We start from the raw sequence: 23,623 nt of genomic DNA, 5'->3' as shown, positions 1-23,623 counted from the left end.
GTTGCTGACGATGCTCGCATGACCTATGCCAGCCCCTCGGATGACTGGGTTGCTGCGCTCCGGGAGCGTTCGCCCAGTGCGGAGACTGCGGTCACGCTTGACGCTCTTGATCCAGAGCGGATGACTGCGCGTGGGCGCATTGATGCGCTTGTGGTGCTGGAGCAGCACATGGCGTGGTTGCAGGCCAAGCAAGTCGAGGTGCTGGCGGCGATCGCCGCGCATACCGAGACTCCCGAGGCTGTGATCGTCGATGCAGGCGGGAGTCTGGACGAGGTTTTCGCTGCCTCGTGGGATGGGGCGGTGGAAGAGGTGGCCTGTGCCTTGCGGCTGGCCAATCAGACCGCTGCGCAGCGTCTGCGCACGGCCACATTGCTGGCAGGTCGGCATCAGGCGACGGCGCGGCTGCTGGGTGAGGGGCAGATCTCCTATCTGCAGGCGATGGCGGTTGCCGAGCAGTTGGAGGTGCTGGATGACGAGGTGGCTGGGCAGGTCGAGGCCGTCCTTGTGAGCAAGATGCCTGTGCTGGCAGTCGGGCAGACGCGGGCTGCGCTGCGGCGGGAGATTCATCGGGCCGACCCGGAAGGGGCGGAGTCTCGGCATCGGGTGCGGGTGAAGGAGCGGAGGGTTCTGCATCATCCGCAGGACGACGGCATGGCGTTGTTCGGTGCGGTGCTGCCCGCTCAGCAGGCCGCGCTCATGGAGCAGGCGGTGGATGCGTGTGCCGTGGCCTATGAGAGGGACGGTCGCACTCTGGAGCAGAAGCGTGCGGATGCTCTGTTCGACCTGGTGGTCAATCAGCCTGGCGCGTCGGCTGTGGGGGAGGCTCGGGCTGGGCGCTCCTCAGTTGTGGTGCAGGTGACCGTTCCCTTCGACATCTTGTTGGGCGCGGAGGACGGGCCTGCCGAACTCAAGGGGTACGGGCCCATCACCGCCGGGCAGGCGCGGGAGTTGGCGTTCGCGCCGGGGACGGTCTGGCGGCGGTTGCTGACCCAGCCGGAGACCGGGCTGCTCGTCAAGACCGATCCGACCACCTATCGGCCGACGGCCGAGACGGCACGGCAGGTCATTGCCCGGGATCAGTACTGCGCGTTTCCCAGCTGCCGGATGCCCGCTCATCGGTGCGATCTCGACCATGTACGGCCGTTCGATCATCGGCATCCGGATCGTGGTGGGCAGACGACTTCGGAGAATTTGCAACCGCTGTGCCGTCGCCATCATCGGCTGAAGACCCATCATCCGGGGTGGAGGGTCAGCCGTGATCCGCACACCGGGGTCGCTACCTGGACTGCCCCGACAGGGCACACGTACACCAATGCCCCACCCGTCTATCGGGAGTGACGCCCGGAGTCAGACGAACGCCCACACCGCCAACCCCACCCCGAACAGACACAACCCCACCCCGCTCCACAAACTGGAGACAGGCCCAGCCGTCCTCCGCGTGCCCGCCACCACCATCCGCCGCGGGTCCTCCGGGTCATACCGGACCGTCACCGGGAGGCCGACCTCCAGGTCGGGCACGTACTCCGCGTTGAGCGGAGCCCGGCGGTAGGTCTGGTCGGTCCGGCCCGCCTGGTAGCGGACCTGGGCGGGGTGGACCACGGGCCCTTCGCGGCGGGGGCCTCGGACCACCTCGCCCTGGGTGCGGGTGCCTGGTACGCCGAGGAGGCGGAGGCCCCGGCGGTTATGGGCGGCCACGTGGATGATCTTCAGGCCGGTGCCCAGCCAGAGGGTGGCGAAGAGTAACGCGACCGAAAGGCCTGGCTGGGACATGTCCGGCTCCCCGTGGCTCGGCTATGCCTGTGTGCCGTGGCACTCCCCGTAGATCCGCCCCGACCCGCACCAGCAAACCGCCCCCCGCTGCGGAGGCCAAGCCACCGCTCGCCCCCGGGCCGCCAGTGTCGTCGCGTACTGCGGCAGCAGCGCCCCGTCGCCGGGTGATGCGCCCTCCGAGGCGGCGAAGGCCTCGTACGAGGGGACGGTGCCTGTCACGATGCCCAGGTTCGGGGTGCCGGAGGCGGCCAGCTCCCTCAGGGAGGCCTCTATCGTCGCGAGGTGTTCTTCGTGGGAGGGATAGTCCTCCGCCAGCGTCGGGTACGCCGTGACCAGTTCCGTCAGTTCGGCCGACGGCCAGTGCAGGACCGCCACCGGGAAGGGGCGGGACAGGGCCTCGCGGAAGGAGCCGAGCTCCGCCCTCAAGCGGGAGATCTCCGCTGCCAGTTCCGCAGGGTTGTCCGAGCCCAGGGACCAGACGCGCTTCGGGTCGTGCAGCTCGTCCAACGGCACCGGGGACGTGTGAAGGGTGTCCGCGAGCATGTCCCAGTCGTCGTGGCCCGCGCCCAGCATGCGGCGGACCCGGTGGCGGCCGAACAGCAGGGGGTGCGTGGAGTACGGGGGCTCCTGCACGTCCGCCAGCAGCAGGCGGGTGCCCTCGGTGAACGTCTCCTGGGCCGCCTCCAGCTCGTCGTGGGCCTCCAGGGCCTCCGCCACGATCACCCAGGGCGCCGGGTCTCGTGGTGACGCCGCCCGGACGCCCTCGATGATCGCGCGGGCCTCCGCCTCATGGCCGTACTCCCAGAGGTTCGATGCCTTGAGGGCTCGTACCAGGAAGGGGTTCTCCAGGGCGGTCTGCGATGCCAGCAGGCTGTCGTAGAGGGCGGTCGCCGCGGGGCGGTCGCCGGCCAGTTCAAGGTGGGCCGCGGCCTGCAGGAGCAGGGCTTCGGCGTCCTCGGGATACAGGCCGGCGGTTCGCTCCAGGCGTGCCGCTTCGGCGGTGTGGTCGACGTTCTCGGCAGGCGTGTCGGGGCGCATGGGGGACACCGTACTGCCGATGGCTTAATGAGGAGAGATATACGCAGGCCAGGACCCCCGGCGGAGCCCGCGCCCGCCCTGTCGGCCGCCGCAGTGGATGAAGATAGTGGGCAACGGCAACGGCAACGGCAAGAGCAACGGCAACGGCGACACCACGGCACAGCGATACGGGGGCGCGTGATGACGGTGACCGGAACAGGTAAGAACCCGCGGTCCTCGATACCGGCGCGACTCGTAGGCGTCCTGCTCGTCCTGCTGTCCCTCGTCCCGGCCGTGAGCTGCTGGCTCGTGTTCTCCGCCTGGCTGCCCTCCGACGTCGAGCGGTATCAGGATTACCGGGCCGCCGAGCCATGCCCGGACCGATCGACGGCAACGGGAACGGCAACGGGAACGGCAACGGCAACGGCGGCGGAGAACTGCCTGCTCACGGTCGCCCTCACCGTCGAGCGCACGAGGAACGAGCCGGGCAGGAGAAGCGGCAGCTACACCGCGACCTTGGACGGTGCCCCCGTCTGGAGCGGCACCGTGTCCTTCGGTGACCCGGGCCCCGTGCTGGAGCGGCTCGTGCCGGGCGACCGGATCACCGGCACCGTCTGGCGGGGCGAGGTCATGACCGTAGGCAAGGGGGAGCTACGGCAGAACACCTCCGACGTGCCCCGCGACGAGCCCCAGATGACGTACGCCATCGGCACGTTCCTGGGGCTCCTCGCGGCGCTGGGGCTCGGGTTCGGCGCGGTGCGGATCGCCCGGCCCCGCGGTCACGAGCCGTTCACCTGGCGGCCGTTGGGGAAGACGCTGCTGATCGTCATGACGGTCGCCTGTGCCGGCGTGGGCCTGCCGGCCGTGTGGATCGGCGTTCCGTCGTGGGTCGTGCCCGCCGTCGTCGTACCGATCGTCGCGGTCACGGCCTGGCAGCTCCACCAGCACGTGCGCCAGACCGCGGTCCGCGACCGCTCGCCCTCGTCGACGGAGCCGACGGAGCCGACGGAACCGGCCTGATCAGCCGGCCCCGCCCCGGTGATCCGCCCCGGCCCACTCCCTCAGATCGTCACCCCGTCGATCTGAATCGTCTGCACCGCCTTCGCCGCGAACGGCACCGCCACCGACTTCCCGCTCAGATGCGTGTCCGAGTACGCCTTGTACGCGTCCCCGCCCGTAGTCACCGTGTTCCAGCGCGGGACCAGGCCGCCCGTCCCGCCCGTCACCGTGGTGAAGTTGGAGAGGTTGAAGGTCAGGGTCTGGGCCGAGGTCGAGGTGTTGAGGGCCACGATGACGAGCCGCTTCGCCGTCGCGTCGTACGCCGCCGTCGCATAGCTCACGCCCGTGTCCAGGATGCGCATGCCGGGGCGGATGTGGCGGCTGAACTGGGCCAGCACGTAGTACTTCCGCTCGACCGCGCCTGCCTGCAAGGTGCTCGCGTCGTACTTGATCACGCCCCAGCCCGCGGTCGGGTCCATGACCTGCCAGTAGACCCAGGCCGTCGGGTGCAGCCAGCGGAAGTCGTAGAGGAGGTTGAAGGCCATGTTGTAGCCGGTGCCGTCGCTGTCGCCGGTCTCCGAGTTCCACAGCTTCTTGCCGGCCGTCGTCACCACGTCCGTGTAGAGCAGGTCCCTACGGCCGGCGGAGCCCTGGTAGCCGTGCACGTTGACCTGGTTGACGTACCCCTTCGTCGTGGAGCTGAAGGAGTTCCAGGTGGTGCGGGCGAGGTCGTAGCTCGTCTCGTCCGAGGCCGAGATCTTCACGCCCGACAGCCCTCGGTTGTTCAACTCGCTGCGCATGTACGGCAGTACGGCCGTCTGGACCGCCGAGTCCATGTGGCAGCCCTCCTGGGTGCCGGTGGCGGTCCACCAGGACGACGAGGGCTCGTTGAAGGGGTCGACCGTCGCGAAGTTCACGCCCCAGTTGTTCTTGGCGTAGAGGGCGACGGCGGCGAGGTGGGAGGCGTGCTGGCGGTAGTTCCAGGTCTGGAGGTTGTTGCCGCCGCCCGAGGCACCCGAGGGGTTGTGGTTGGCGCACATCCACCACATCGGCGAGTTGGCGAACAGCTCCGTCGTCGCGCCGCGTGCCACCGCCTTCGTCAGCATCGCGCGCTGGGTGGCGTCCGCGGTCCAGTCCCAGGCGGAGGAGGTGGGGTCCTCGTTGTTCCAGTCCTGCCAGTAGCCCTCGATCTGCTTGAACGCGGGGATGTTGGCGGAGGCCACCATCGACTGCCCGCCGACCGCGTTCCAACTGCACGCCCCCAGGTTGTAGCGGGCGATGTTCATACCGAGGCCGGGGAGCGAGGTGCCGTTGTAGGTCGTCGACTTGGTGGTGAAGAACAGGTCGGCGAAGTCGTCCCTCGCGCCGAACACGTTCGCCCACCAGGCGAGGGACGTGCCCCAGCCCTCCCAAGTGCCGTACGACGTGCCGGGGGTGACGGCGATCGTGGCGTCCGCGCGTGCGGTGCCCGTCGCCAGGGCGCTGCCGAGGAGGGTGCCTCCTGCGGCTGTCAGCAGCGTTCTGCGTCGGATCATGGCTGTCCTGTCCGCCTCTCGTGGGGCTCGACCGCCTGTCCCTGAACGGGCGGTCGGGCTGAAGACGTAGTGGCTCGCCCATCGCGCCCCCCGCGTGCCATCACGAAGCATCGGGTGTGGTGTGCGGGGTTGTCGAGATGCGTGACAGCGCTTTCTTTCTATCCGGCTTTCTATTTTTCCAACGGTTATCAGAAGGGGTAGCGGTTAGTGAGCGGGGTGGATACCGGCGGTCAGCGCCGTGCCGGGGACGCCCGGGGGTGACCCGTCACGATCGCCGCCTCCGCACCGCGGCCCATGCGGCGCGGCACAGTACTCACTCATGGCCGACGAGCTTATGGGGCTGGTCACTTGAGGTGGCAGCGCTTATCGTGCGGGCCCGGTGAAGGCGGCGTACACGGGCGGAGGGCGGTGTACGGCATGCGGGTTCCCGTCGTGGGGCACGACACCCGGCGTCGGCGTGCCCGTCGCCGGCGCGCGCTGTGGACGGGCGGCGAACTCCTCGTCACCGTAGGGGTCGTACTCCTGCTGCTCGTCGTCCATCAGCTGTGGTGGACCAACCGGGAGGCACGGCGGGGCGCCGAGCGGAAGGTGGAGGCGCTGGAGCGGGAGTGGGACACCGGCCAGGAGCCGGCCATCGCCCCCAGCCCGCAGAGCACCGACACCCCGAACACCGACCCCCCGACCACCGACGACGCCCGCCGACAGCCGCAACAGCCCACCAACCGCTCCCGACAACCCAGTTGGTCCCAGGCCTACGCCATCCTCACCATCCCCAGCCTCGGCCTCCGCGTCCCCGTCGCCGAGGGCGTCAGCAAGCAGGACGTCCTCAACAAGGGGTACGTCGGCCACTACCCCGGCACCCAACAGCCGGGCCAGGCAGGCAACTTCGCCCTCGCCGGGCACCGCAACACCCACGGCGAGCCCTTCCGGTACATCAACCGGCTCGCGCCCAAGGACACCCTCCAGGTCGAGACCAAGGACGCCGTCTACACGTACGCCGTCGACAGGACCCTCGCCCAGACCTCGGCCCGCGACTCGGGAGTGCTCCGAAAGATCCCCCGCTCGACGGTCCACCCCGCCCGCGGCTACACCGCACCCGGCTACTTCATCACCCTGACCACCTGCACCCCGGAGTACACCTCCCGGTACCGCCTGGTGGTCTGGGGCAAGCTGGTCTCGATGCGCCCCCGTTAGTACCGGTGCCGCGCGCCACTCCTCAACGCACGTTCCACTCCTCGGCCGCGAGCTCCGAGGGCGGCCGGCCGATCAGCCGGATCCCGTCGGAGGTGACCTGGGGCCCGGACAGGGCATCGTCGGCGATGCAGGTCAGTCCCATCGAGTCGACGTAGTAGGCGACGACGTCCGCTCCGTACGGCGGGGTACCCACGCCACGGAACCGCGTACGCAGCTGCTGGAGCCGGGCGAACTTGGTGATCTCCGTGGCGCTGTCGGAGGCGTACCCCCTGCCTCCATCGCGACGGCCGCCTCCTGCGGGCTCATGCCGAAGCGCAGTGGGCCGACCCGTTAGAGCGGGGCATAGTCCCACTGCGCTCGGTCGGACTCGGCGACCACGGCCCAAGGGTCCGGCCACATGGCGAGCACCTCCTGTCGGACAAAGGCGCCGCTGACCCGATCAGCGGCTGACCGGCATGATCCACCAGCCACGCCCCGGCCCCACCCCTCACCCCCGCTCCCGCAGGACCCCCACCACGACCCCCGCCACCACGGCCAGCCCCGCCGACACCACCATCGCGATATCCGCGCCCCGGGCCAGACCGCCGCCCGAAGAGGTCGCGAGGGCGATCGTCAGGGCGACCCCCGCGCACGAGCCGATGTACCGGAAGGTCTGCTGCGCCCCCGAACCCATCGCCGCCCGCTGGGCCGGGACCGACTCCACGGCGAGCAGCGGCAAGGCGGCGTTCAGCAGACCGCTGCCCACCCCCGCCACGACCAGGCCGGGGAGCAGGCGGGTCCAGGAGCCCGAGCCGACCGAGCCCAGCATGGTCAGGACGCCGGCCGCGTGGAGCAGGAAACCGAGGGCGAGTTGCAGCCGCGGGGGCACTCGGCCGGACAGTCGGCGTGCCTGGAGTGCCACCGCGAAGGAGAGGCCGGACCAGAGCAGGAACAGCCAGGCCGTGTCCATCGCCGACAGTCCCATCGTCTGCTGGAGAAGGGCCGGCAGGAAGCTGAACAGGCCGATCACCGCGAGCCCAGTGAAGAGCCCGCCGGCGGAGGAGGCGAGGAAACGGGGGCGGCGGAGCAGACCCAGGTCGATCATCGGGGTCGCCGCGCGCCGCTCGACCACGACGAAGAGGGCCAGCAGTACCACCGAGGCCAGCAGCAACAGCCCCACCGGGGCCCGCAGCCAGCCGTCGCGGCCCAGCGTCAGGGCCGCGACCAGCGCGACCAGGGCCAGTCCGAAGGTCACGGCTCCGCCGAGATCGGGGCGGCCGCCACGCGGGGCGCGAGACTCGGACAAGGCGCGTGCCGACACGGACCCCACGACCACGGCGGCGGCGCCGAGAACGACGTAGGACAACCGCCAATTCGGCATCGCACCGGTCACGATCGGCCCCACCGCGATTCCGCCGCTCACGAACGCGCCCCACACCCCGGTCGCCCGCAGCCGCCCGGCCGGCGTCGGGAAGGCGTGGACGAGCAGGCCGAGGCTGCTCGCGAGGAGGGCCGCGCTGGCCGCGCCCTGGGCGATGCGGGCCAGGGTGAACAGCCAGGTCGTGGAGGCGAAGGCGCCGAGGACCGTGGTGAGGCCGAGCGCGAGGGTGCCGGCGACGAAGATCCGGCGGCGGCCGTAGTCGTCCGCGAGGCTGCCGGCCACCAGGAGGAGGGCGGCGAGACCGAGCGGAGTGCCGTTCAGGAGCCAGGCCTGGGCGGAGAGCGGGGTGTGCAGGGCGGCGGCGATGTCGGGGAGCGTGACCATCGGCGCGGTGTACGTCATCAGGGCCACGGCGGTGGCGGCGCTGGTCAGGGCGAGGGTGGGCCCGGCGGGTGGGAGGGGCACCGGAGTCGGCACCTCAGTGAGGGTTCGTTCACTGAACCTAGTCATGTGGAGTACCGTAACAGCGTCGGTTCGGTCACTGAACCAACCGCTCGCAAAGTGGCTAAGGTGGACGGCATGGCACTGGGCAAGGACTACGTGACACAGCAGTGTTCGGTCGCCCGCGCGCTGGAGATCGTCGGCGAGCGCTGGACGCTCCTCGTCGTCCGCGACGCGCTCTACGGCGTACGGCGCTACAACGACTTCCTCGGCCACCTCGGCATCCCCCGCGCCGTCCTCGCCGCCCGCCTCCAGATGCTCACCGAGGAGGGCGTCCTGGAGAAGCGCCGGTACCAGGAGTCGCCGCCGCGTGACGAGTACGTCCTGACCGACCGCGGCATCGAGCTGTGGCCCGTGGTGCGCTCACTCGGGCGGTGGGGCCGCGAGCACTGCGACAAGACGGTGCTGCGCGCCTTCCGGCACACGGAGTGCGGCACCGAACTCGGCTCGTACGGCGAGTGCCCCGCCTGCGCAACCTTCGTACCGCCCGCCGACGTCCTCATGATGCCGGGCCCCGGACTCGACCCGGACCCGGTGGATCCGGTCAGCCGGGCTCTGCTGAAGCCCAAGCGGCTGTTGGAGCCGGTGGTGACCGATCAGGTATAACCGACACAGGTACGAATGGCGTACCTCGTCCGGTGAGCGAGGGGAGGGGTGGCCGATGATCCGCGGTCCGCGCCCCGCCGTACCCCTGCTGCTCCTGTTCCTCCAGGTCGCGCTCCTCGACACCGGCAGCCTCTCCGCCACCGTCGCCCTCGCGGCGACCGCCGCGGCCGGCTCCGCCTTCGCCGCCTGCTCCCTGCTCGTCGCGCGCTGCGCACCCGCCGTACCGCCCACCCGGGTCCGTACGGCCATCCGCGACCGCGCCCGCCGCACGGCCTTCCTGTCGCAACGCGACCCCGATGCCAAGGGCCGCACCAGGCCCCGCGCACCGGGACACGCCCTCCTGGCGACCGCCGCGTAGGGGCACGCACCTTCTTTTCCGAAGCACCCCGAGGCTCCCTGAGAGCACTCTCCGGGTGTTTTCGATAGGTGACGCAGACCCCGCGCGGGTCGTCATGCCGCACACCTCTTCCCGGATCGCCGTATCCGGGTTCCCGGCACTGACGAGACCCCCGGAGGGCTCACCCATGTCCGTCTTCGCCACCCTGGTCGAGCATCTCGCCGACCTCCTCCAGCCCCTGCTCGGCGCATCCGCCGCGGCCGGCGCGATCGTCCTGTTCACCGCGCTCGTACGACTCCTCGTGCACCCCCTGTCCCGCGCGGCGGCGCGCGGGCAGAAGGCCCGCACCGAACTCCAGCCGAAGATCGCCGAGCTGCGGAAGAAGCACGCGAAGAATCCCGAGAAACTCCAGAAGGCCGTACTGGCACTGCACGCCGAGGAGAAGGTCTCCCCGCTGTCCGGCTGTCTGCCGAGCCTGTGCCAGCTGCCGGCGTTCTTCCTCCTCTACCACCTGTTCTCGAACACGACAAACCCGCTCCTGACCCATCAGCTCTTCGCCGCCCCTCTCGGCAACCACTGGGCGGACGCGCTCGGCGACGGCGGCGCCTTCGGGGGAGCGGGACTCGTCTACGTCGGACTGTTCACGCTGGTCGCCTGTGTCGCCGCCTTCAACTTCCGCCGTACGAAGCGGATGATGGCCGCGAATCCGGCCGTACCGGTGGTCGACGGGCAGCCGATGGCGGGGATGGGGGCGATGACCAAGGTCATGCCGTTCATGTCCTTCTTCACGCTCTTCACCGTGGCGGTGGTGCCGCTGGCGGCAGCGCTGTACGTCGTCACCAGTACGACGTGGAGCGCGGTGGAGCGGGCGGCGCTCTATCGCTGATCGGCCCGGGCCCCGGTCCAGTCCGTGAACCGGGTATTGCGGACTGGACGCCGACCTTGGAGGATCGACCAGTCATCCGATGGCTGCACCCATGGGATGGCGCCCCGCGATCGAGGGAGATTGTGATCATGAAGCTGCTGCGAGTCGGTACGGCGGGAGCGGAGGCGCCCGCGCTGCTCGACGCCGACGGGACGCTGCGGGACCTGAGCGGTCTCGTCCCGGACATCGACGGAGCGCTGCTCGCCGACGACGCGGCGCTCGGGCGGATCCGCACGGCCGCGGAGGCCGGCGAGCTGCCCGCGCTGGACGCCACCGGGCTGCGCGTCGGACCGCCGCTCGCCCGGATCGGCAAGATCGTGTGCATCGGCCTGAACTACCACGACCACGCCCGCGAGACCGGCGCAGAGCCGCCCTCCGAGCCCGTCATCTTCTTCAAGGCCGCGGACACGGTCGTAGGCCCTCACGACACCGTCCTCGTGCCCCGCAAGTCGGAGAAGACCGACTGGGAGGTCGAGCTGGCGGTGGTCATCGGACGTACGGCCCGCTACCTCGACTCGGACGAGGCGGCGCTCGCGCATGTCGCCGGGTACGCGGTGGCGCACGACGTGTCCGAGCGGGAGTTCCAGATCGAGCGGGGCGGGACCTGGGACAAGGGCAAGAACTGCGAGACGTTCAACCCGCTGGGTCCGTGGCTGGTCACGACGGACGAGGTACCGGACCCGCAGAACCTGTCGCTGAAGCTCTGGGTCAACGGGGAGCTGAAGCAGGACGGGACGACGGCCGAGCAGATCTTCCCGGTGGCGGAAGTGGTGCGGTACGTCAGCCAGTTCATGACGCTGTACCCCGGTGATGTGATCAACACGGGGACGCCGGCGGGGGTGGCGCTGGGGCAGCCGGAGCCGAAGCCGTTCCTGCGGGCCGGGGATGTGGTGGAGCTGGAGATCGAGGGGCTCGGACGTCAGCGCCAGGAGTTCAAGAACGCGTAGACGCTCCGCTGGGAGAGCCGGGGAACTGCGGCTTGTACGTCAGCCGCGGGCCGTTCGTGGCTGGTCGCGCAGTTCCCCGCGCCCCTAAGGCAGGTCGTCTACACGTTCTTGTTCAAGAACTCTTCCAGCGCCTCCACCACGAACTTGTGGTCCTGGAGCTGGGGCAGACCGCTCACCGTCACGGAACCGATGACCCCCACGCCCTCCACGGTGATCGGGAACGAACCGCCGTGGGCCGCGTACTCGTCCGCGTCGAGACGGGAGGACTCCTCGAAGGTGGAGCCCTTGGCGCGGAAGCGGGCGCCGACCAGATAGGAGGCGGAGCCGTAGCGCTCCACGACGCGGCGCTTGCGGTTGATCCAGGCGTCGTTGTCCGGGGCGGAGCCCGGCAGGGCGGCGTGGAAGAGCTGCTGGCCGGCGCGGTGGATGTCGATGGCGACGGGGGCCTGGCGCTCACGGGCCAGCTCCACCAGCAGGGAACCCAGGGCCCAGGCGTCGTCATTCGTGAACTGGCGGAAGACCAGACGGCGTTCCTGTGCCTCCAGCTCCTCGATGGGCGGGGTCAGTTCCGGATGGAACTTCGGGGTCAACTCGCCGCTGTGCGTCACAGCTTCACCACCACTCCGTCGTGGGCCGAACGGCGGGCCGCCTCGAGCACGTCGAGGGCGGCGGCCGCCTCCATTGCGGTCACCGGGTTGGGACCGCCGTCGAGCAGGGCCTTCGCCACGGCCGCATAGTAAGCGGGGTAGTCGCCGGCGAGGGTCGGTTCGGGCCGACCGCCACCTGTCAGCGGGGACTCACCGGCACCGACCCGCCCCCACAGCGACTCGGGCTCCAGGCCCCAGCCCTTGCCCTCGGCCGGCCGCTCGCCGTCCTTGAGGGCCGCCTCCTGGGGATCGAGGCCGTACTTCACGTATCCGGCCTGCGAGCCCAGCACCCGGAAACGGGGCCCGAGTTGGGCGGTGGTGGCGGTGGCGTACAGCTGGGTCCGCACCCCGCTCGCGTGGGTGAGCGCGATGAAGGTGTCGTCGTCGACCGAGGCACCGGCGCGCCGGATGTCCGACTCGGCGTACACCGAGGTGACGGGACCGAAGAGGACGAGTGCCTGGTCCACGAGATGGCTGCCGAGGTCGTACAGCAGACCTCCGATCTCTGCCGGGTCACCGGACTCCCGCCATCCGCCCTTGGGTTGCGGTCGCCACCGCTCGAAGCGGGACTCGAAGCGCCACACGTCGCCCAGCTCACCGTCGGCGAGAAGCTTTCGAAGTGTCAGGAAGTCGTTGTCCCACCGCCGGTTCTGGAAGACGGAGAGGAGCAGTCCCCGCTCCTCGGCGAGCGCGGCCAGCTGCCGCGCCTCGGCGGCGGTGCCGGCGACCGGCTTGTCGACGACGACCGGGAGACCGGCCTCGAGGGCGGTGGTGGCGAGCGTGACATGCGTCTTGTTGGGAGAGGCGATGACGATGAGATCCAGCTCGCCGGCCGACTGCTCGAACAGTTCGTCGGGCGTGGCGGCGACGCGTACGTCCGGGAACTCGGCGCGGGCCTGCTCCTGGCGCTCGGGGTTCGAGGTGACCACCGTGTCGAGGACGAGGCCCTCGGTGGCGGCGATCAGCGGGGCGTGGAAGACGGAGCCCGCGAGGCCGTAACCGATGAGGCCCACGCGGAGAGGGGTATCAGCCGTACCAGTCATGCCCCCACTTTGGCAACGCTGTTGCCAAAGTGCAAGCGGTAGGGAGAATGGTGGCGTGGACAGGACGAAGAAGTCGGCGAGCGGCGGGCGCCCGGTGACGGCCGGAGTGAACCTGCTCGGGCTGCGCAGCCACAACACCGCACTGGTGCTGGACCTGCTGCGCACCGCGGGAACCGAGGGCATCAGCCGCCTGGAACTCGCCGACCGCACCGGCCTCACCCCCCAGGCCGTCAGCAAGATCACCGCCCGACTCCGTGAGGAGGACCTCGCGACGGAGGCGGGCCACCGGGCATCGACGGGCGGCAAGCCCCGGACGGTACTGCGGCTGGTCCCGGAGGCCGGCCACGCACTGGGAGTGCACCTGGACCGGGACGAGCTGCGGGCGGTGCTGGTCGACCTGGACGGGACCGTGGTGGGGGAGCGGTGCGTCGCGATGGACCTGGGGTCGGGAGCCGACGCCGTGGTGGAGGGGGTGGCCGACCTCGCCGAGGCGTTGCTCTCAGTGCTGCGGCCGAGGTCGGTACTCGGCGTGGGCGTGGCTCTGCCGGGACCGCTCGACCACGGGCGGGGAGTGCTGCACCGCGTCACCGGTTTCCCCGAGTGGGACGGCTTCCCCCTCCGTGACGCACTGGCGCGCCGACTCGGCATGCCGGTCGCCGTGGACAAGGACACCAACGCGGCAGCCCTGGGCCTGGCCGTCGGAGACGAGGCCGACTCCTTCGCGTATCTGCATCTCGGTACGGGACTGGGCGCCGGTCTGGTGATCGGCGGCAAGGTGCACCGGGGCGCCCGTACGGGCGCGGGAGAGTTCGGCCACCAGGTCATCCAGCTCGACGGCCCACCCTGCGACTGCGGAAACCGGGGCTGCATCGAGGCCCTGTGCCTGGGAGCCGTGACACGAGGGGACACGGAGACGGCGGCCCGGGTACTCGGCGCAGGCGCCGCGAACCTGGTCGGGCTGCTCGACATCGACGTAGTACTCCTCGGCGGACGCACGGTCACCGCGGCGCCGGAGCTCTTCGTACGAGGAGTACAAACAGCACTGGACGACCGCGCACAGGGAAACGGCACCGTGCCCGTACGACTCGCCCCCGGCGGAACCAGGGGCGTGGCCGAGGGCGCCGCCCAACTACTGCTCGCCCCCCTGTTCGGCCGAGCGGACGGCTGAGCCGACCACCGTAGAACGGCCATCGCCGCCCCCAGACGGGACGCGCCCGCACCGATGTACCGCCGCCCCCAGACGGGACGCACCCGCGCTCGCGCAACGGCGAGCAGGGGACGTACCGGGGGGTGTCCGCCCGCAGCGTCGGGCGCCCAACCAACCGCACCGCCAAAGACACAGCACCGCCCGACCGAGGACGGACACCCCCCGGTACGGCACCGACCCACAATCCGACCGTAGTGCGCAACGCGAACCCCCACCGAACCGCGACGGGCCGCCGCAGGCATCCCCCCACCGCCGATCGGGCGGCATTCCACCCCGGCCCGGAGCGGCACCCCCCGTTCCCCACCCCCACCCGCCATGGTCATGTGTTTATGCGACTGTGTACGCCCGCCACCGCCACCCTCCCCCTAGCCGCGGCAGCCGCCCTGCTCCTCGCCCCCACCCCGGCCCAAGCGGCGGCCCCCGCCGCGCCCACCTGCGCCGCCCCCGACGCCCGCACCTTCCCCCTCACCACCCGCATCCACGGCGGCCCCGCCGCCTACGAGATCGGCGGCGGATACGCCACCTGGTACCTCGACCTCACCAACACCACGGACCGCACCTGCGAGAACATCCACCCGGTAGTGGTCCTCGTAGACAAGAAGCACGCCCTGGAACCCGACCAGCCCCAACTCGAGTTCTACGAGGGCATGCGCCCCCACCCCGTCCGCTTCGAGACCACCGACGAGGACGAACTCGTAGGGGTGTTCCGGCAGGGCCTCACCGTCGCCCCCGGCAAGACCCGCACCGTGAAGATGCGCCTCGCCCTCACCTCGGACGCCGTACCGAACGAGGTCACCGCCAACGCCGCTGTCGTACAACGCCATGAGGACGACGGCGACTGGGTGGGCCAGTCCAACGACTACCGCTTCGCCGTCGACACCGACACCCCGCCGCCCCCGAGCGACACCGCCGACGCCCTCCCCGACGCCGAAGAGGCAGCGGAACTCGCCCATACCGGCCCCAGCACCCCCGCCCGCCTCCTGGCCGCCGCCCTCCTCCTCACCACCGGCGGCACGCTGCTCCTGGCCCGCCGCCGCTGAGACACCCGGAAGCCGAACCAACCGGAGGCCGAACCAACCGGAGGCCGAACCAACCGGAAGTCGGCCATTCCCTCAAGATCCGGCCACTGTCTAGGCTGGGGCCGACGCAGCACCGCGTACATGCGTACGGCAGGAGATCCCGCACATGGCAGACCGCAGGCCCATCGATTCGTGGCTCACCGACATGGACGGTGTGCTCATCCACGAGGGCGTACCGATCCCCGGCGCCGACGCCTTCCTGAAGAGGCTCCGGGAGTCGGGCAAGCCTTTCCTGGTGCTCACCAACAACTCCATCTACACGGCGCGGGACCTGCACGCCCGTCTGCGGAGGATGGGCCTGGACGTCCCGGTTGAGAACATCTGGACCTCGGCGCTGGCTACCGCCAAGTTCCTGGAGGACCAGCGGCCAGGTGGTTCCGCCTATGTCATCGGCGAGGCGGGTCTCACCACGGCCCTTCACGAGGTCGGCTACGTCCTCACCGATACAGACCCTGACTTTGTCATTCTTGGTGAAACTCGGACTTATTCCTTCGAGGCGATGACGAAGGCCGTCCGGCTCATCAACAACGGTGCTCGGTTCATCGCGACGAATCCCGACGAGACCGGACCTTCACCCGAAGGGGTACTGCCGGCCACAGGTTCGGTCGCGGCACTGATCACCGCGGCGACCGGCAAAAAGCCGTACTTTGTCGGCAAGCCGAACCCGCTGATGATGCGGGCGGGCCTGAACGCGATCGGGGCACACTCCGAGTCCAGCGCGATGATCGGTGACCGGTTGGACACGGATGTCCTGGCGGGCCTGGAGGCGGGGATGGTGACGTTCCTCGTCCGCACCGGTCTGACGTCGGATGCGGACATCGAGCGGTACCCGTACCGCCCGTCGAAGGTCGTGGACTCGATCGCGGACCTCGTGGACCGGATCTGAAACGCCACGACCCATGAAGACGACTCGTACGGAGTAGTGGCGGCCCCCTGAGGATGCGGGGCCGCCGCCCCCGGGGGACTCTCCACATATCTGGAGGTTCACGATGGGTTCACTACGCCTCACTCTCTGCACCACACTGCTGGCGGTCACCGCACTGACCACCCCGGCCGCGCACGCGGCCGACGGCGAAGCAGTCGCAGTCACCCCGTCGTCCCCCGCCCCCGGCACCGACATCGCCCTTCGCGTGAGCGGCTGCGCCGACAGAACCGGTACGGCCGTCTCCGCGGCGTTCGTCGCCGACGTACGGCTCACGGGGGCGGACGGCACCCTCGTCGGCGAGACCCGGGTCCGCACCGAACTGCGGGCGGGCTCCTACGACGTCCAGGTCACCTGCGGGGACACGTCCCACAAGGCCGCGGTCACCGTCGTACAGGAGCCGTCCCCGCACACCTCTCCCGTCGCCCCGGTCCAGGCGGGCGGCGGCGGCACGGCTCACCTCGCCGCCGTCGACGCCCGCTCGGCCGGACCCGGGACCGCGCAGGCGGTGACCGGACTGGTGCTGGCCGGGGTGGCGGCCGCGGCGGTGGTGCTGCGGAGGGTCCGCCGGAGCCGTGGGAGCGACTGACATGCGCTCCTCCGGCACGGGTCGCCTCCTCACCGGGGTGGCCTGGGTGGTGCTGCTGCTCGGGCTGTGGCTGTGGGGGCGGGAGGTCACGGACGTACGCAACGGGATATCCGCGCCCACGACCGGGGACGTGGCGGCGGTCGGACGGCCACCCGACGTCGAACTGCCGCCCCCCGCCGAGCCGTTGAGGCCCGCGCTGCCGCAGCGCATCGACATTCCCGGACTCGGCGTGCAGGCGCCCGTGGTGGCCCGCGGGCTCGACGGGGGCGGCGCGATCGACCCGCCGCCCTACGACCAGGCCGGCGTCGTCGGCTGGTATGCCGCCGGGGTGAAGCCGGGGGCCGCCGGGGCCGCGCTGATGGTGGGGCATGTGGACACCGAGACCAGGCCCGCCGTCTTCTACAAGCTCAGCGCGCTGAAGCCGGGCGAGACGGTCCGGGTGATCCGCGACGACGGCAGGGTCGCCGAGTTCACCGTCGACGACGTCCAGGTCGTCGCCCGCGACCTCTTCGACGCCCGCCAGGCCTACGGGACACACGAGAAGGGCCGTGCCGAACTGCGGCTCATCACCTGCGGCGGCACCTTCGACCGCGCGAGCCGCAGCTATACGGCGAACGTGATCGTGTCGGCGTATCTGACGGGGACCGGCCTCTAGACCTGGCCGCGCCACCCGGCCCGCGCCACCTGGCCCGGTCGACGGCCCGCTCCCCCCGAAGCCGCCGACCGGGCTGGTCCTCAACCGCGCGCACAGGCTGCGGGAGTAACCCGGCGACCGGCACGGGAGGCTCGTAAGCCAGTTGTGGTGGGCAGTCGGCCGGGGGCTGAGGCCTTCTGTAGGAAGACTTTAGAACGGATGTGCCCCGAGGCCTAGGGGGCATTTGACGCCATGTCAAAACCTGGTGGCTCTGCGTCATACGGCCAGGTGGTACGCGGTTCTACGAGGGTCCACCGGCGGTGCCGTCGAACTCCCGCCGCAGCTCGGTGTCGTCCGCACTCCGTTCGATGACCGCGCTCGCGACCCGGTCCAGGGGCAGCCGGCGGCGGCGCGCGTACTGCCGCAGGGCCATGAAGGCATGGTCGGCGCGGGCGTTCCAGCGCTCGGCGAGCATGCCCTTCGCCTGCTCGATACGGACCCGGCTGGAGAGGGCCTGCTGCAACTGTCCGGCCAGGGTGCGGCACTGGGAGTGGACGGTGTTGTTCTGGAGCCCGAGGGACGCGGAGTCGGCGAGGATCTGGGCCATCGGCAGCTCCGAGCCGGACGACGGCTCCCCGAGCAGGGTGGGCACGAAGACGTTGAGCGCGCCGAACAGCCGATCGCTGCGCCGCAGGGGCACCGCGAAGGTCGTGACGACGTCGTGGCGCAGCGCCCGCTCGGTGAAGTCCGGCCAGCGGGAGGCCGCGCGGGCCGCCCGGATCGAGACCGGCGGGACCGCCCTGCCGGAGCCGTAGGTGTCCAGGCAGGGGCCGCCGCTGTGCTGGGCCTGGAGCAGATCGATCGCCATGTCCTCGTGCGCGCTGCTGCCCGTCAGCGAGACGGTGCGCCCGCCGTCGATGAGCATGACCCCGGCCGCCTGCGCGGCCAGCAGGTCGACGCAGTGGTCCGCCAGTCGCTGCAGGTAGTCCTCGATGCCGAAGCTGTCGGACAGGGTGTCCGCGGCCTCCACCAGCGCCGCTGCCAGCCGGAGCTCCCGGGTGGTGTGGTGCATCCTCGCCCACTCCCCTTCGCTGTCCGCCCGTCCCCGCCCCAGCGCGCGCCTACCCCGACCATGGGTGCTGTAACAGCTCCCCGACAAGGCTCGGGCGATCTCGTGTGCCCCACGACACGTATGTCAGGATTGAGCCTTCGACTGCAGCACCGAGGGGGAGTTGGATGTACGGCACGAGGGGGGCCGGGATGAGGACGTCCGCGATAGTGCTGGGGGCGGCACTGATGATCGCCGGATGCTCCTCGTCCGGGGACAAGGACGAGCCGGACGACGCGTCCGGCGCCAAGATCACCCAACAGCCCAAGGAGACCGACCCGTTCTGGGTCAATCCGGAGGGCACCGCGGCCCAGCAGGTCGCGGAGTTCGAGAAGTCCGGCAAGGACGCGGACGCCGAACAGATCCGCAAGATCGCCGAGCAGCCCACCGGGCAGTGGATCGGCACGGAGAACCCCGAGCAGGAGGCGCGCGGCTTCACCGAGGCCGCCGACAAGGCGGGCCGTACGGCTCTGCTGGTCCTCTACAACATCCCGCACCGCGACTGCGGCAACTACTCGCAGGGCGGCGCCGCCGACGGCAACGCCTACCGGACCTGGCTCGACGGCGTGGCCGCGGGCATCGGGGACCGCGCGGCGACAGTCATCCTGGAGCCGGACGCCGTACTGCACCTGGTCGACGGCTGCACGCAGGACGAGTTCCACGAGGAGCGCTACGACCTCCTCCAGGGCGCCATCGCCAAGCTCAAGTCCCTGAAGAACACCAAGGTCTACCTGGACGCGGGCAACGCCGGCTGGGGCCACCCGGACCAGATCTTCGAGCCGCTCCAGTGGGCGGGCGTCGACAAGGCCGACGGCTTCTCGGTCAACGTCTCCAACTTCTACTCGACCGAGGACTCGATCGCCTACGGCAAGCAGCTCTCCGCGAAGGTCGGCAACAAGCACTTCGTGATCGACACCAGCCGCAACGGCAACGGCCCCTACAACGAGGGCAAGGCCGACGAACGCTGGTGCAACCCGCCCGGCCGCGCCCTGGGCGAAACCCCGACGACGAAGACCGCGGACCCGCTGGTCGACGCGTACGTCTGGGTCAAGCGCCCGGGAGAGTCGGACGGCGAGTGCAAGGGCGGCCCGAAGGCGGGGGAGTGGTGGGGGGAGTACGCCTTGAACCTGGCGAAGGCCAGTAAGTAGCCGCACAGCGAAGGGCGCCCTCCGTCATACGGAGGGCGCCCTCAACTGTTACCGCCTAAGGAACCTTGACCCACTGTGCCTTGCTCGGCGTCCCCTGATCGTCATCGACGAACAGCATGTACCACCCCGACTGCACCAGGTTCTTGTTCTTCGGCACCGTCACCGTGATCTTGTCCCCGGACACCTTGTACTTCAGCTCGATCGACCGCTGATCCACGTCGGTGACATGCGTCGCCGCACTGGGCCGGATCAGCCGCACCTTCTCTATCGTCGAGGCGTGCTGCGAGGTGAACGTCCCGGACTCGCCGCGCTCGATGGTCTGCGGACCACCGGACAGCGACGGCCGTGAGTCCCGGTAGAGATACGGCGGCGTGTAGATCTCGATGCGCTGCTCGAACTCGCCCGGCTTGGTGTTGGCCTTGTCGCTGTAGAGCGAGTCCGAGCCGAAGAACATCACCCGGCCGTCGGGCAGCAGGATCGAACCGGAGTGGTAGTTCCGGCCCACCAGCGGATCGGCCACCTGCTCGAACGTGTTCGTCTCGGGGTGGTAGATCCGGGCCTGGAGGATGTTGGAGTCACCGCGCCCGCGGTAGTCCTCCGAGCCGCCCGACACCAGGATGGAGTCGTCCGGCAGGACCGAGATGCTCGGGTACCGCGTGCCCTTCTCCAGCGTCGGTCCGTCCTCGAACTTCGGGTTGTCCGCCTTCAGGTCGATGATCCGCGTCTTGTCGCTGGACTTGTCGGACTCACCCACCCCGCCGCCGCCGACCACCATGTACTTCTCGTCCTGCGCCGGCGCGAGCAGCACCGTGCCGGACGTCTCCATCAGCTTGGGGTCGCTGAGCCCCGACAGCTTGGTGAACTTGTTGGTGTCGACGTCCCAGACGCCCGGGTCACGCCCGACGTTGTCAGGCCCGTAGCCCGCGTTGGAACCCGAGTAGAAGACCTTGCCGTTCTGCATCAGGAACAGCGCGGGGTACGTCGGGAACTGGCGGGTCTTGGGCAGATAGGTCCAGGTCTTGGTCTTCGGGTCGAAGACCTCGTTCTTGCCCGGCACCAGCTGTCCGATGTCGTCGAGGCCGGAGACGCTGAGGACCTTGCCGTCGCTCAGGGTGGTGAGCGTCGGGTACCAGCGGGCCTCGTTCATCGGGTCGACCTTGATGTACTTCTCGGCGACCGGGTCGAACTCGTAGGTGTCCCGGATCCCCTGGAAGTCCTTCTTGTCGAGGGCGAGCTTCTGCGCGATGCCGTACGTGTTGCGCGCGTCGGTGCCGGACAGTCCCTGGATGCGGTAGTTGTCCTGCGTACCGGTCTCGTGCGTGCGGCCGGACTTCTGCGCCTCGACGTAGATACGGCCGAGCCCCGGGTCGTTGCGCAGGAACTCGCCGGTCTTCTTGTCGAAGACCTTCTCGGCACGCTCCACGACGACCGGGTCCTTCGACACGAACGTCTTGCCGTTCTCCTTGCCGGTGAACTTGGTGCCCGCCGGCAGGGTGATCGGCTTGTCGGGGTTCTCGTTGTGGACGATCATCAGGCCGCCGGCCTTGGTGACGTCACCCTTGAGCTTCTCGTACCGCTTCGTACCGCCCGCGATCAGCAGATTGCCGTTGGACAGCTGAGTGTGGCCCGTGCAGAACAGGTCGCTGGGCGTGGGCACCTTCTTGATGGTGCCCTTGACCGGGTCCCAGATACGGGTGTCGAACTTCTTGGCGTCGAAGTTCTCCTGGTTGTTCCCCGACCCCGCGACGAGCAGCACCTTGCCGGTGCGCAGCAGCGCCGCGTGGATCGTGTTCTGTCTGAACTCCTCCGGAAAATCGACGACTTCCCACTTGCCGTTGTCGGCTTTGTACTCCGGTTTGTTGATCTTGTACTGGTGGTATTTCTCGGTCCCGAAGCGGTAGAGCCACGGCCCGTTCATCCCGGCCAGTGCGAGTACCACCGCCGTACCTATCGCTAGGCGACGGGCACGACGGCGTCCGGCACGGTCGTTCATTCCTTACGTCCCCCAAGTCCACCCAGGGCGATTTGCATGGTCTGGTCGTTGCCCCCGCTGTTTCCGTCTCCGCCGCCCGGCTGAGAGGCGGCCCAGCTCGGCTTCTGGGCGGGCGCGTGCTGGGCCGGCAGGGGCTGCGGCTGGTACTGCTGCTGCGCCGGGACCGCCGGGCCCTGCGGCTGCGGCTCCTCGGCGGGCTTCTTCTTCTCCTGGCGCAGCATGTGCCGCCAGACGAAGATCGGCGTCGCGGTGATCAGCATGGCGAAGATCGCCCAGATGATCATCGCAGGGTGCGAGTGGCCGTAGACGAAACCGGCGGCGATCGAGGCGCCGAAGATCGCGATGAAGTACCAGTGGTAGCGGAAGGTCCCGAACCAGCGGTCGGGGCTGGCCGAGTCGCCCTTGGGGGTGACGACGAACTTGCTCTTGCGGCGCAGCGCGGAGTCGATCAGGGCCTTGGCGTACAGCGGCGCGGACAGCGCGGACATCACCATGCCGGCCACACCGCCGGAGCCCTCGGGCTCGTGCGGGGAGACGTTGTGCCTGCGGTTCCAGACGTAGAGGCCGATCTGCAGGGCGGAGGCGTTGCCGTAGAGCATCAGCCACACGGTGGGGTCGATGTTCACACCCGAGGCGCCCAGGCCCAGGAACAGTGCGCAACTCAGTGCCGCGAGGATCCAGTTGAGGGCGGACATCGGGTAGAAGATGATCATCATCGTGTAGTTGAAGAGCTTGCCGGGGGGCAGGGAGTACCAGCCCTTCCAGTACTGCTTGAGGATCGTCTCGTACGTCCCTCGGGACCAGCGCATCTGCTGGGTGAAGAAGTCCGTCCAGGCGCTGGGGCCCTCGCCGACCGCGAGCACGTCCGGGGTGTAGACCGAGCGCCACTTCTTCCCCGTCGCCGGGTTCTTGTGGCGGTGGATCTCGAAGCCGGTGGCCATGTCCTCGGTGATCGAGTCGTACAGGCCGCCGATCTGCTTGAGCGCCCTGATCCGCACGGCGTTGGACGTGCCGACGAACATCGGGGCGCCGTAGTAGTTGCCGGCGCGCTGGATGAGGGCGTGGAAGAGGAACTGCTGCGACTCGGCGGCCTTGGTGACGAAGTTGTCGTAGTTGCCGTAGACCTGCGGGCCGATGACGAAGCCGATGTCCGGGTCGCGGAAGAAGCCGAGCATCCGCTCCAGGTAGTTGGGCAGCGGCACGTGGTCGGTGTCGACCGAGGCGAAGAAGTCGTAGCCGTCGCCGTGGGCGTCCAGCCAGGCGTTGTAGTTGCCGTGCTTGGTCTTGGCGCGGTGCGGTCCCTTGGCCTGGTTCCACTTCGCGATGCCCTTGCGGGAGAAGTGGTGCACGCCGAGCCGGGCGCAGACCTCCTTGACCTCGGGGTCGTCACCCTCGTCGAGCAGCCACACATGCAGAAGGCCCCGGTGGCGCAGCTTGACCGCCGCCTCCAGGGTCTTCGTGACCATCTCCAGGGGCTCCTTCCCAGGCACGAAGGAGGTCAGGAAGGCCACTCTCGTGCCGGTCTCGGGCACCACCGGGATCGGGTCGCGGGCGACCAGCGTGGCGTGCGCGTTCGACAGCACGTTCATGCAGCGGAAGAACTCGATCAGGCCGATCGAGACGAGCATCACTATGTCGAGCGCGGGCAGCCACTTGAAGTCCACGTAGTCGCGCTCGGTCCAGTGCTCGGGCTGGAGCAGCCAGAACAGCAGGACCAGGGAGAGCACCGGCGCGGCGGCCAGCATCAGGGCGACTCTGATGCGGTGCGTCTCCTGCGAGATCAGCGATCGGTACTCCACCTTGTAGGGCTTCGACGGATCGGGCTGGGTGAGGGGTCCGGCCAATCGGCTGTAGTGCTCGTAGTCGTACTTCGGCAGGGTCTTCTTGATCCGGCGGAACGTGCCCGTCCGGGTCTGTGAAGTCACCCTGAGCTGAGTGGTCTCAGACGGGTCGAAGTTCTGCCGGGCGCCCGTCGGCGTCGACGTCATGAGTCATCCCCCCACACGCGAGTCATCGCGTGCTTTGTCGGTTCCTTACGTCTGCTCGAGTCCCCCTCGACTCT

23 protein-coding genes are annotated in these 23,623 nt (G+C 69.6%); 13 read left to right on the top strand and 10 right to left on the bottom strand.

The annotated features are described in order from the left end of the window. Positions 1-18: 18 nt before the first annotated feature. Positions 19-1,338: a DUF222 domain-containing protein gene (locus tag OHU89_RS19855; protein ID WP_405644657.1), complete on the top strand. Its 1,320-nt coding sequence runs from the start codon at positions 19-21 to the stop codon at positions 1,336-1,338. 9 nt (positions 1,339-1,347) lie between these two features. Here OHU89_RS19855 and OHU89_RS19850 read toward each other — a convergent pair whose 3' ends face one another. Continuing rightward, positions 1,348-1,770: a DUF3592 domain-containing protein gene (locus OHU89_RS19850; RefSeq protein WP_405644655.1), complete on the bottom strand. Its 423-nt coding sequence runs from the start codon at positions 1,768-1,770 to the stop codon at positions 1,348-1,350. A 21-nt stretch (positions 1,771-1,791) separates the two neighbouring features. Continuing rightward, positions 1,792-2,808, bottom strand: a complete 1,017-nt coding sequence (locus OHU89_RS19845; protein ID WP_405644653.1) for an SEC-C domain-containing protein — start codon at positions 2,806-2,808, stop codon at positions 1,792-1,794. A gap of 180 nt (positions 2,809-2,988) precedes the next feature. On the opposite strand from OHU89_RS19845, the gene OHU89_RS19840 reads away from it, so the two are divergent. Then, positions 2,989-3,807 (top strand): hypothetical protein, encoded by an 819-nt coding sequence (locus tag OHU89_RS19840; protein WP_405644651.1) that lies wholly within the window; start codon positions 2,989-2,991, stop codon positions 3,805-3,807. Positions 3,808-3,848: 41 nt separating this feature from the next. Here OHU89_RS19840 and OHU89_RS19835 read toward each other — a convergent pair whose 3' ends face one another. Further along, positions 3,849-5,321 carry a beta-1,6-galactanase gene (locus OHU89_RS19835; protein WP_405644649.1) on the bottom strand — a complete coding sequence of 491 codons (1,473 nt, stop codon included), beginning with the start codon at positions 5,319-5,321 and terminating at the stop codon, positions 3,849-3,851. 417 nt (positions 5,322-5,738) lie between these two features. Between OHU89_RS19835 and OHU89_RS19830 the strand changes: the two genes are divergently transcribed. Beyond that, positions 5,739-6,515 (top strand): class E sortase, encoded by a 777-nt coding sequence (locus tag OHU89_RS19830; protein ID WP_405644647.1) that lies wholly within the window; start codon positions 5,739-5,741, stop codon positions 6,513-6,515. Between the two features lie 22 nt (positions 6,516-6,537). Here OHU89_RS19830 and OHU89_RS19825 read toward each other — a convergent pair whose 3' ends face one another. Together OHU89_RS19825 and OHU89_RS19820 are read right to left on the bottom strand one after the other, a co-directional pair. Continuing rightward, positions 6,538-6,708 (bottom strand): hypothetical protein, encoded by a 171-nt coding sequence (locus OHU89_RS19825; RefSeq protein WP_405644646.1) that lies wholly within the window; start codon positions 6,706-6,708, stop codon positions 6,538-6,540. Between the two features lie 294 nt (positions 6,709-7,002). Then, positions 7,003-8,385 (bottom strand): MFS transporter, encoded by a 1,383-nt coding sequence (locus OHU89_RS19820; protein ID WP_405644645.1) that lies wholly within the window; start codon positions 8,383-8,385, stop codon positions 7,003-7,005. Between the two features lie 69 nt (positions 8,386-8,454). On the opposite strand from OHU89_RS19820, the gene OHU89_RS19815 reads away from it, so the two are divergent. The 4 genes from OHU89_RS19815 to OHU89_RS19800 all read left to right on the top strand — a co-directional run bounded on the left by OHU89_RS19815 (position 8,455) and on the right by OHU89_RS19800 (position 11,191). Further along, the gene (locus OHU89_RS19815; RefSeq protein WP_405644644.1) at positions 8,455-8,982 is read left to right on the top strand and encodes a winged helix-turn-helix transcriptional regulator; all 528 of its coding nucleotides are present in this window, start codon (positions 8,455-8,457) and stop codon (positions 8,980-8,982) included. 55 nt (positions 8,983-9,037) lie between these two features. Next, on the top strand, positions 9,038-9,340 hold the full coding sequence (locus OHU89_RS19810) for a DUF6412 domain-containing protein (protein ID WP_365411934.1): 303 nt from the start codon (positions 9,038-9,040) through the stop codon (positions 9,338-9,340). A 166-nt stretch (positions 9,341-9,506) separates the two neighbouring features. Further along, complete coding sequence (locus OHU89_RS19805; RefSeq protein ID WP_405644642.1) at positions 9,507-10,205, top strand: YidC/Oxa1 family membrane protein insertase; 699 nt, start codon at positions 9,507-9,509, stop codon at positions 10,203-10,205. 128 nt (positions 10,206-10,333) lie between these two features. Further along, the gene (locus tag OHU89_RS19800; protein WP_405644640.1) at positions 10,334-11,191 is read left to right on the top strand and encodes a fumarylacetoacetate hydrolase family protein; all 858 of its coding nucleotides are present in this window, start codon (positions 10,334-10,336) and stop codon (positions 11,189-11,191) included. Between the two features lie 98 nt (positions 11,192-11,289). Here the strand turns inward: OHU89_RS19800 and OHU89_RS19795 are convergent, their stop codons facing one another. Continuing rightward, a complete protein-coding gene (locus OHU89_RS19795; RefSeq protein WP_266891903.1) occupies positions 11,290-11,799 on the bottom strand; it encodes a heme-degrading domain-containing protein in 510 nt (169 codons plus the stop codon). Continuing rightward, positions 11,796-12,881: a Gfo/Idh/MocA family oxidoreductase gene (locus tag OHU89_RS19790; protein WP_405644638.1), complete on the bottom strand. Its 1,086-nt coding sequence runs from the start codon at positions 12,879-12,881 to the stop codon at positions 11,796-11,798. Before OHU89_RS19790 ends, OHU89_RS19795 begins: the two co-directional genes overlap by 4 nt. Here OHU89_RS19790 and OHU89_RS19785 point away from each other — a divergent pair. The 5 genes from OHU89_RS19785 (at position 12,880) to OHU89_RS19765 (ending at position 17,333) form a co-directional block, all read left to right on the top strand. Then, positions 12,880-14,049, top strand: coding sequence for an ROK family protein (locus OHU89_RS19785; protein WP_405644637.1), 1,170 nt, complete (start codon positions 12,880-12,882; stop codon positions 14,047-14,049). The two genes, OHU89_RS19790 and OHU89_RS19785, sit on opposite strands and share 2 nt — an antisense overlap. Before the next feature lie 368 nt (positions 14,050-14,417). Then, positions 14,418-15,128 (top strand): hypothetical protein, encoded by a 711-nt coding sequence (locus OHU89_RS19780; protein ID WP_405644635.1) that lies wholly within the window; start codon positions 14,418-14,420, stop codon positions 15,126-15,128. A gap of 145 nt (positions 15,129-15,273) precedes the next feature. Further along, positions 15,274-16,053, top strand: coding sequence for an HAD-IIA family hydrolase (locus OHU89_RS19775; RefSeq protein ID WP_405644633.1), 780 nt, complete (start codon positions 15,274-15,276; stop codon positions 16,051-16,053). A 103-nt stretch (positions 16,054-16,156) separates the two neighbouring features. Further along, positions 16,157-16,678, top strand: a complete 522-nt coding sequence (locus tag OHU89_RS19770; RefSeq protein ID WP_405644631.1) for a hypothetical protein — start codon at positions 16,157-16,159, stop codon at positions 16,676-16,678. Between the two features lies 1 nt (position 16,679). Next, complete coding sequence (locus tag OHU89_RS19765; RefSeq protein WP_405644629.1) at positions 16,680-17,333, top strand: class F sortase; 654 nt, start codon at positions 16,680-16,682, stop codon at positions 17,331-17,333. Positions 17,334-17,613: 280 nt separating this feature from the next. Here OHU89_RS19765 and OHU89_RS19760 read toward each other — a convergent pair whose 3' ends face one another. Continuing rightward, positions 17,614-18,384 carry a GAF and ANTAR domain-containing protein gene (locus tag OHU89_RS19760; RefSeq protein ID WP_405644627.1) on the bottom strand — a complete coding sequence of 257 codons (771 nt, stop codon included), beginning with the start codon at positions 18,382-18,384 and terminating at the stop codon, positions 17,614-17,616. Positions 18,385-18,548: 164 nt separating this feature from the next. Between OHU89_RS19760 and OHU89_RS19755 the strand changes: the two genes are divergently transcribed. Further along, positions 18,549-19,568, top strand: a complete 1,020-nt coding sequence (locus OHU89_RS19755) for a glycoside hydrolase family 6 protein (RefSeq protein ID WP_405644625.1) — start codon at positions 18,549-18,551, stop codon at positions 19,566-19,568. A gap of 55 nt (positions 19,569-19,623) precedes the next feature. Here the strand turns inward: OHU89_RS19755 and OHU89_RS19750 are convergent, their stop codons facing one another. Beyond that, positions 19,624-21,561 (bottom strand): galactose oxidase-like domain-containing protein, encoded by a 1,938-nt coding sequence (locus OHU89_RS19750; protein ID WP_405644623.1) that lies wholly within the window; start codon positions 21,559-21,561, stop codon positions 19,624-19,626. Continuing rightward, positions 21,558-23,549 carry a glycosyltransferase family 2 protein gene (locus tag OHU89_RS19745; RefSeq protein ID WP_405644621.1) on the bottom strand — a complete coding sequence of 664 codons (1,992 nt, stop codon included), beginning with the start codon at positions 23,547-23,549 and terminating at the stop codon, positions 21,558-21,560. The genes OHU89_RS19750 and OHU89_RS19745 overlap by 4 nt, the downstream gene beginning before the upstream one ends. Positions 23,550-23,623: the final 74 nt, after the last annotated feature.

This window comes from Streptomyces sp. NBC_00019, assembly GCF_045041015.1.
GTDB lineage: Bacteria > Actinomycetota > Actinomycetes > Streptomycetales > Streptomycetaceae > Streptomyces.
This window is presented reverse-complemented; position numbering and strand designations above follow the sequence as displayed.

Excerpts from the sequence above, each read along its gene's own strand:
- OHU89_RS19790 (WP_405644638.1), bottom strand. The coding sequence starts at position 12,881 with ATGACTGGTACGGCTGATACCCCTCTCCGCGTGGGCCTCATCGGTTAC.
- OHU89_RS19780 (WP_405644635.1), top strand. The coding sequence starts at position 14,418 with ATGCGACTGTGTACGCCCGCCACCGCCACCCTCCCCCTAGCCGCGGCA.
- OHU89_RS19745 (WP_405644621.1), bottom strand. The coding sequence starts at position 23,549 with ATGACGTCGACGCCGACGGGCGCCCGGCAGAACTTCGACCCGTCTGAG.
- OHU89_RS19845 (WP_405644653.1), bottom strand. The coding sequence starts at position 2,808 with ATGCGCCCCGACACGCCTGCCGAGAACGTCGACCACACCGCCGAAGCG.
- OHU89_RS19785 (WP_405644637.1), top strand. The coding sequence starts at position 12,880 with ATGCCCCCACTTTGGCAACGCTGTTGCCAAAGTGCAAGCGGTAGGGAG.
- OHU89_RS19820 (WP_405644645.1), bottom strand. The coding sequence starts at position 8,385 with ATGACTAGGTTCAGTGAACGAACCCTCACTGAGGTGCCGACTCCGGTG.
- OHU89_RS19755 (WP_405644625.1), top strand. The coding sequence starts at position 18,549 with ATGTACGGCACGAGGGGGGCCGGGATGAGGACGTCCGCGATAGTGCTG.
- OHU89_RS19775 (WP_405644633.1), top strand. The coding sequence starts at position 15,274 with ATGGCAGACCGCAGGCCCATCGATTCGTGGCTCACCGACATGGACGGT.
- OHU89_RS19835 (WP_405644649.1), bottom strand. The coding sequence starts at position 5,321 with ATGATCCGACGCAGAACGCTGCTGACAGCCGCAGGAGGCACCCTCCTC.
- OHU89_RS19840 (WP_405644651.1), top strand. The coding sequence starts at position 2,989 with ATGACGGTGACCGGAACAGGTAAGAACCCGCGGTCCTCGATACCGGCG.
- OHU89_RS19850 (WP_405644655.1), bottom strand. The coding sequence starts at position 1,770 with ATGTCCCAGCCAGGCCTTTCGGTCGCGTTACTCTTCGCCACCCTCTGG.
- OHU89_RS19760 (WP_405644627.1), bottom strand. The coding sequence starts at position 18,384 with ATGCACCACACCACCCGGGAGCTCCGGCTGGCAGCGGCGCTGGTGGAG.
- OHU89_RS19800 (WP_405644640.1), top strand. The coding sequence starts at position 10,334 with ATGAAGCTGCTGCGAGTCGGTACGGCGGGAGCGGAGGCGCCCGCGCTG.
- OHU89_RS19750 (WP_405644623.1), bottom strand. The coding sequence starts at position 21,561 with ATGAACGACCGTGCCGGACGCCGTCGTGCCCGTCGCCTAGCGATAGGT.
- OHU89_RS19765 (WP_405644629.1), top strand. The coding sequence starts at position 16,680 with ATGCGCTCCTCCGGCACGGGTCGCCTCCTCACCGGGGTGGCCTGGGTG.
- OHU89_RS19815 (WP_405644644.1), top strand. The coding sequence starts at position 8,455 with ATGGCACTGGGCAAGGACTACGTGACACAGCAGTGTTCGGTCGCCCGC.
- OHU89_RS19810 (WP_365411934.1), top strand. The coding sequence starts at position 9,038 with ATGATCCGCGGTCCGCGCCCCGCCGTACCCCTGCTGCTCCTGTTCCTC.
- OHU89_RS19830 (WP_405644647.1), top strand. The coding sequence starts at position 5,739 with ATGCGGGTTCCCGTCGTGGGGCACGACACCCGGCGTCGGCGTGCCCGT.
- OHU89_RS19805 (WP_405644642.1), top strand. The coding sequence starts at position 9,507 with ATGTCCGTCTTCGCCACCCTGGTCGAGCATCTCGCCGACCTCCTCCAG.
- OHU89_RS19855 (WP_405644657.1), top strand. The coding sequence starts at position 19 with ATGACCTATGCCAGCCCCTCGGATGACTGGGTTGCTGCGCTCCGGGAG.
- OHU89_RS19770 (WP_405644631.1), top strand. The coding sequence starts at position 16,157 with ATGGGTTCACTACGCCTCACTCTCTGCACCACACTGCTGGCGGTCACC.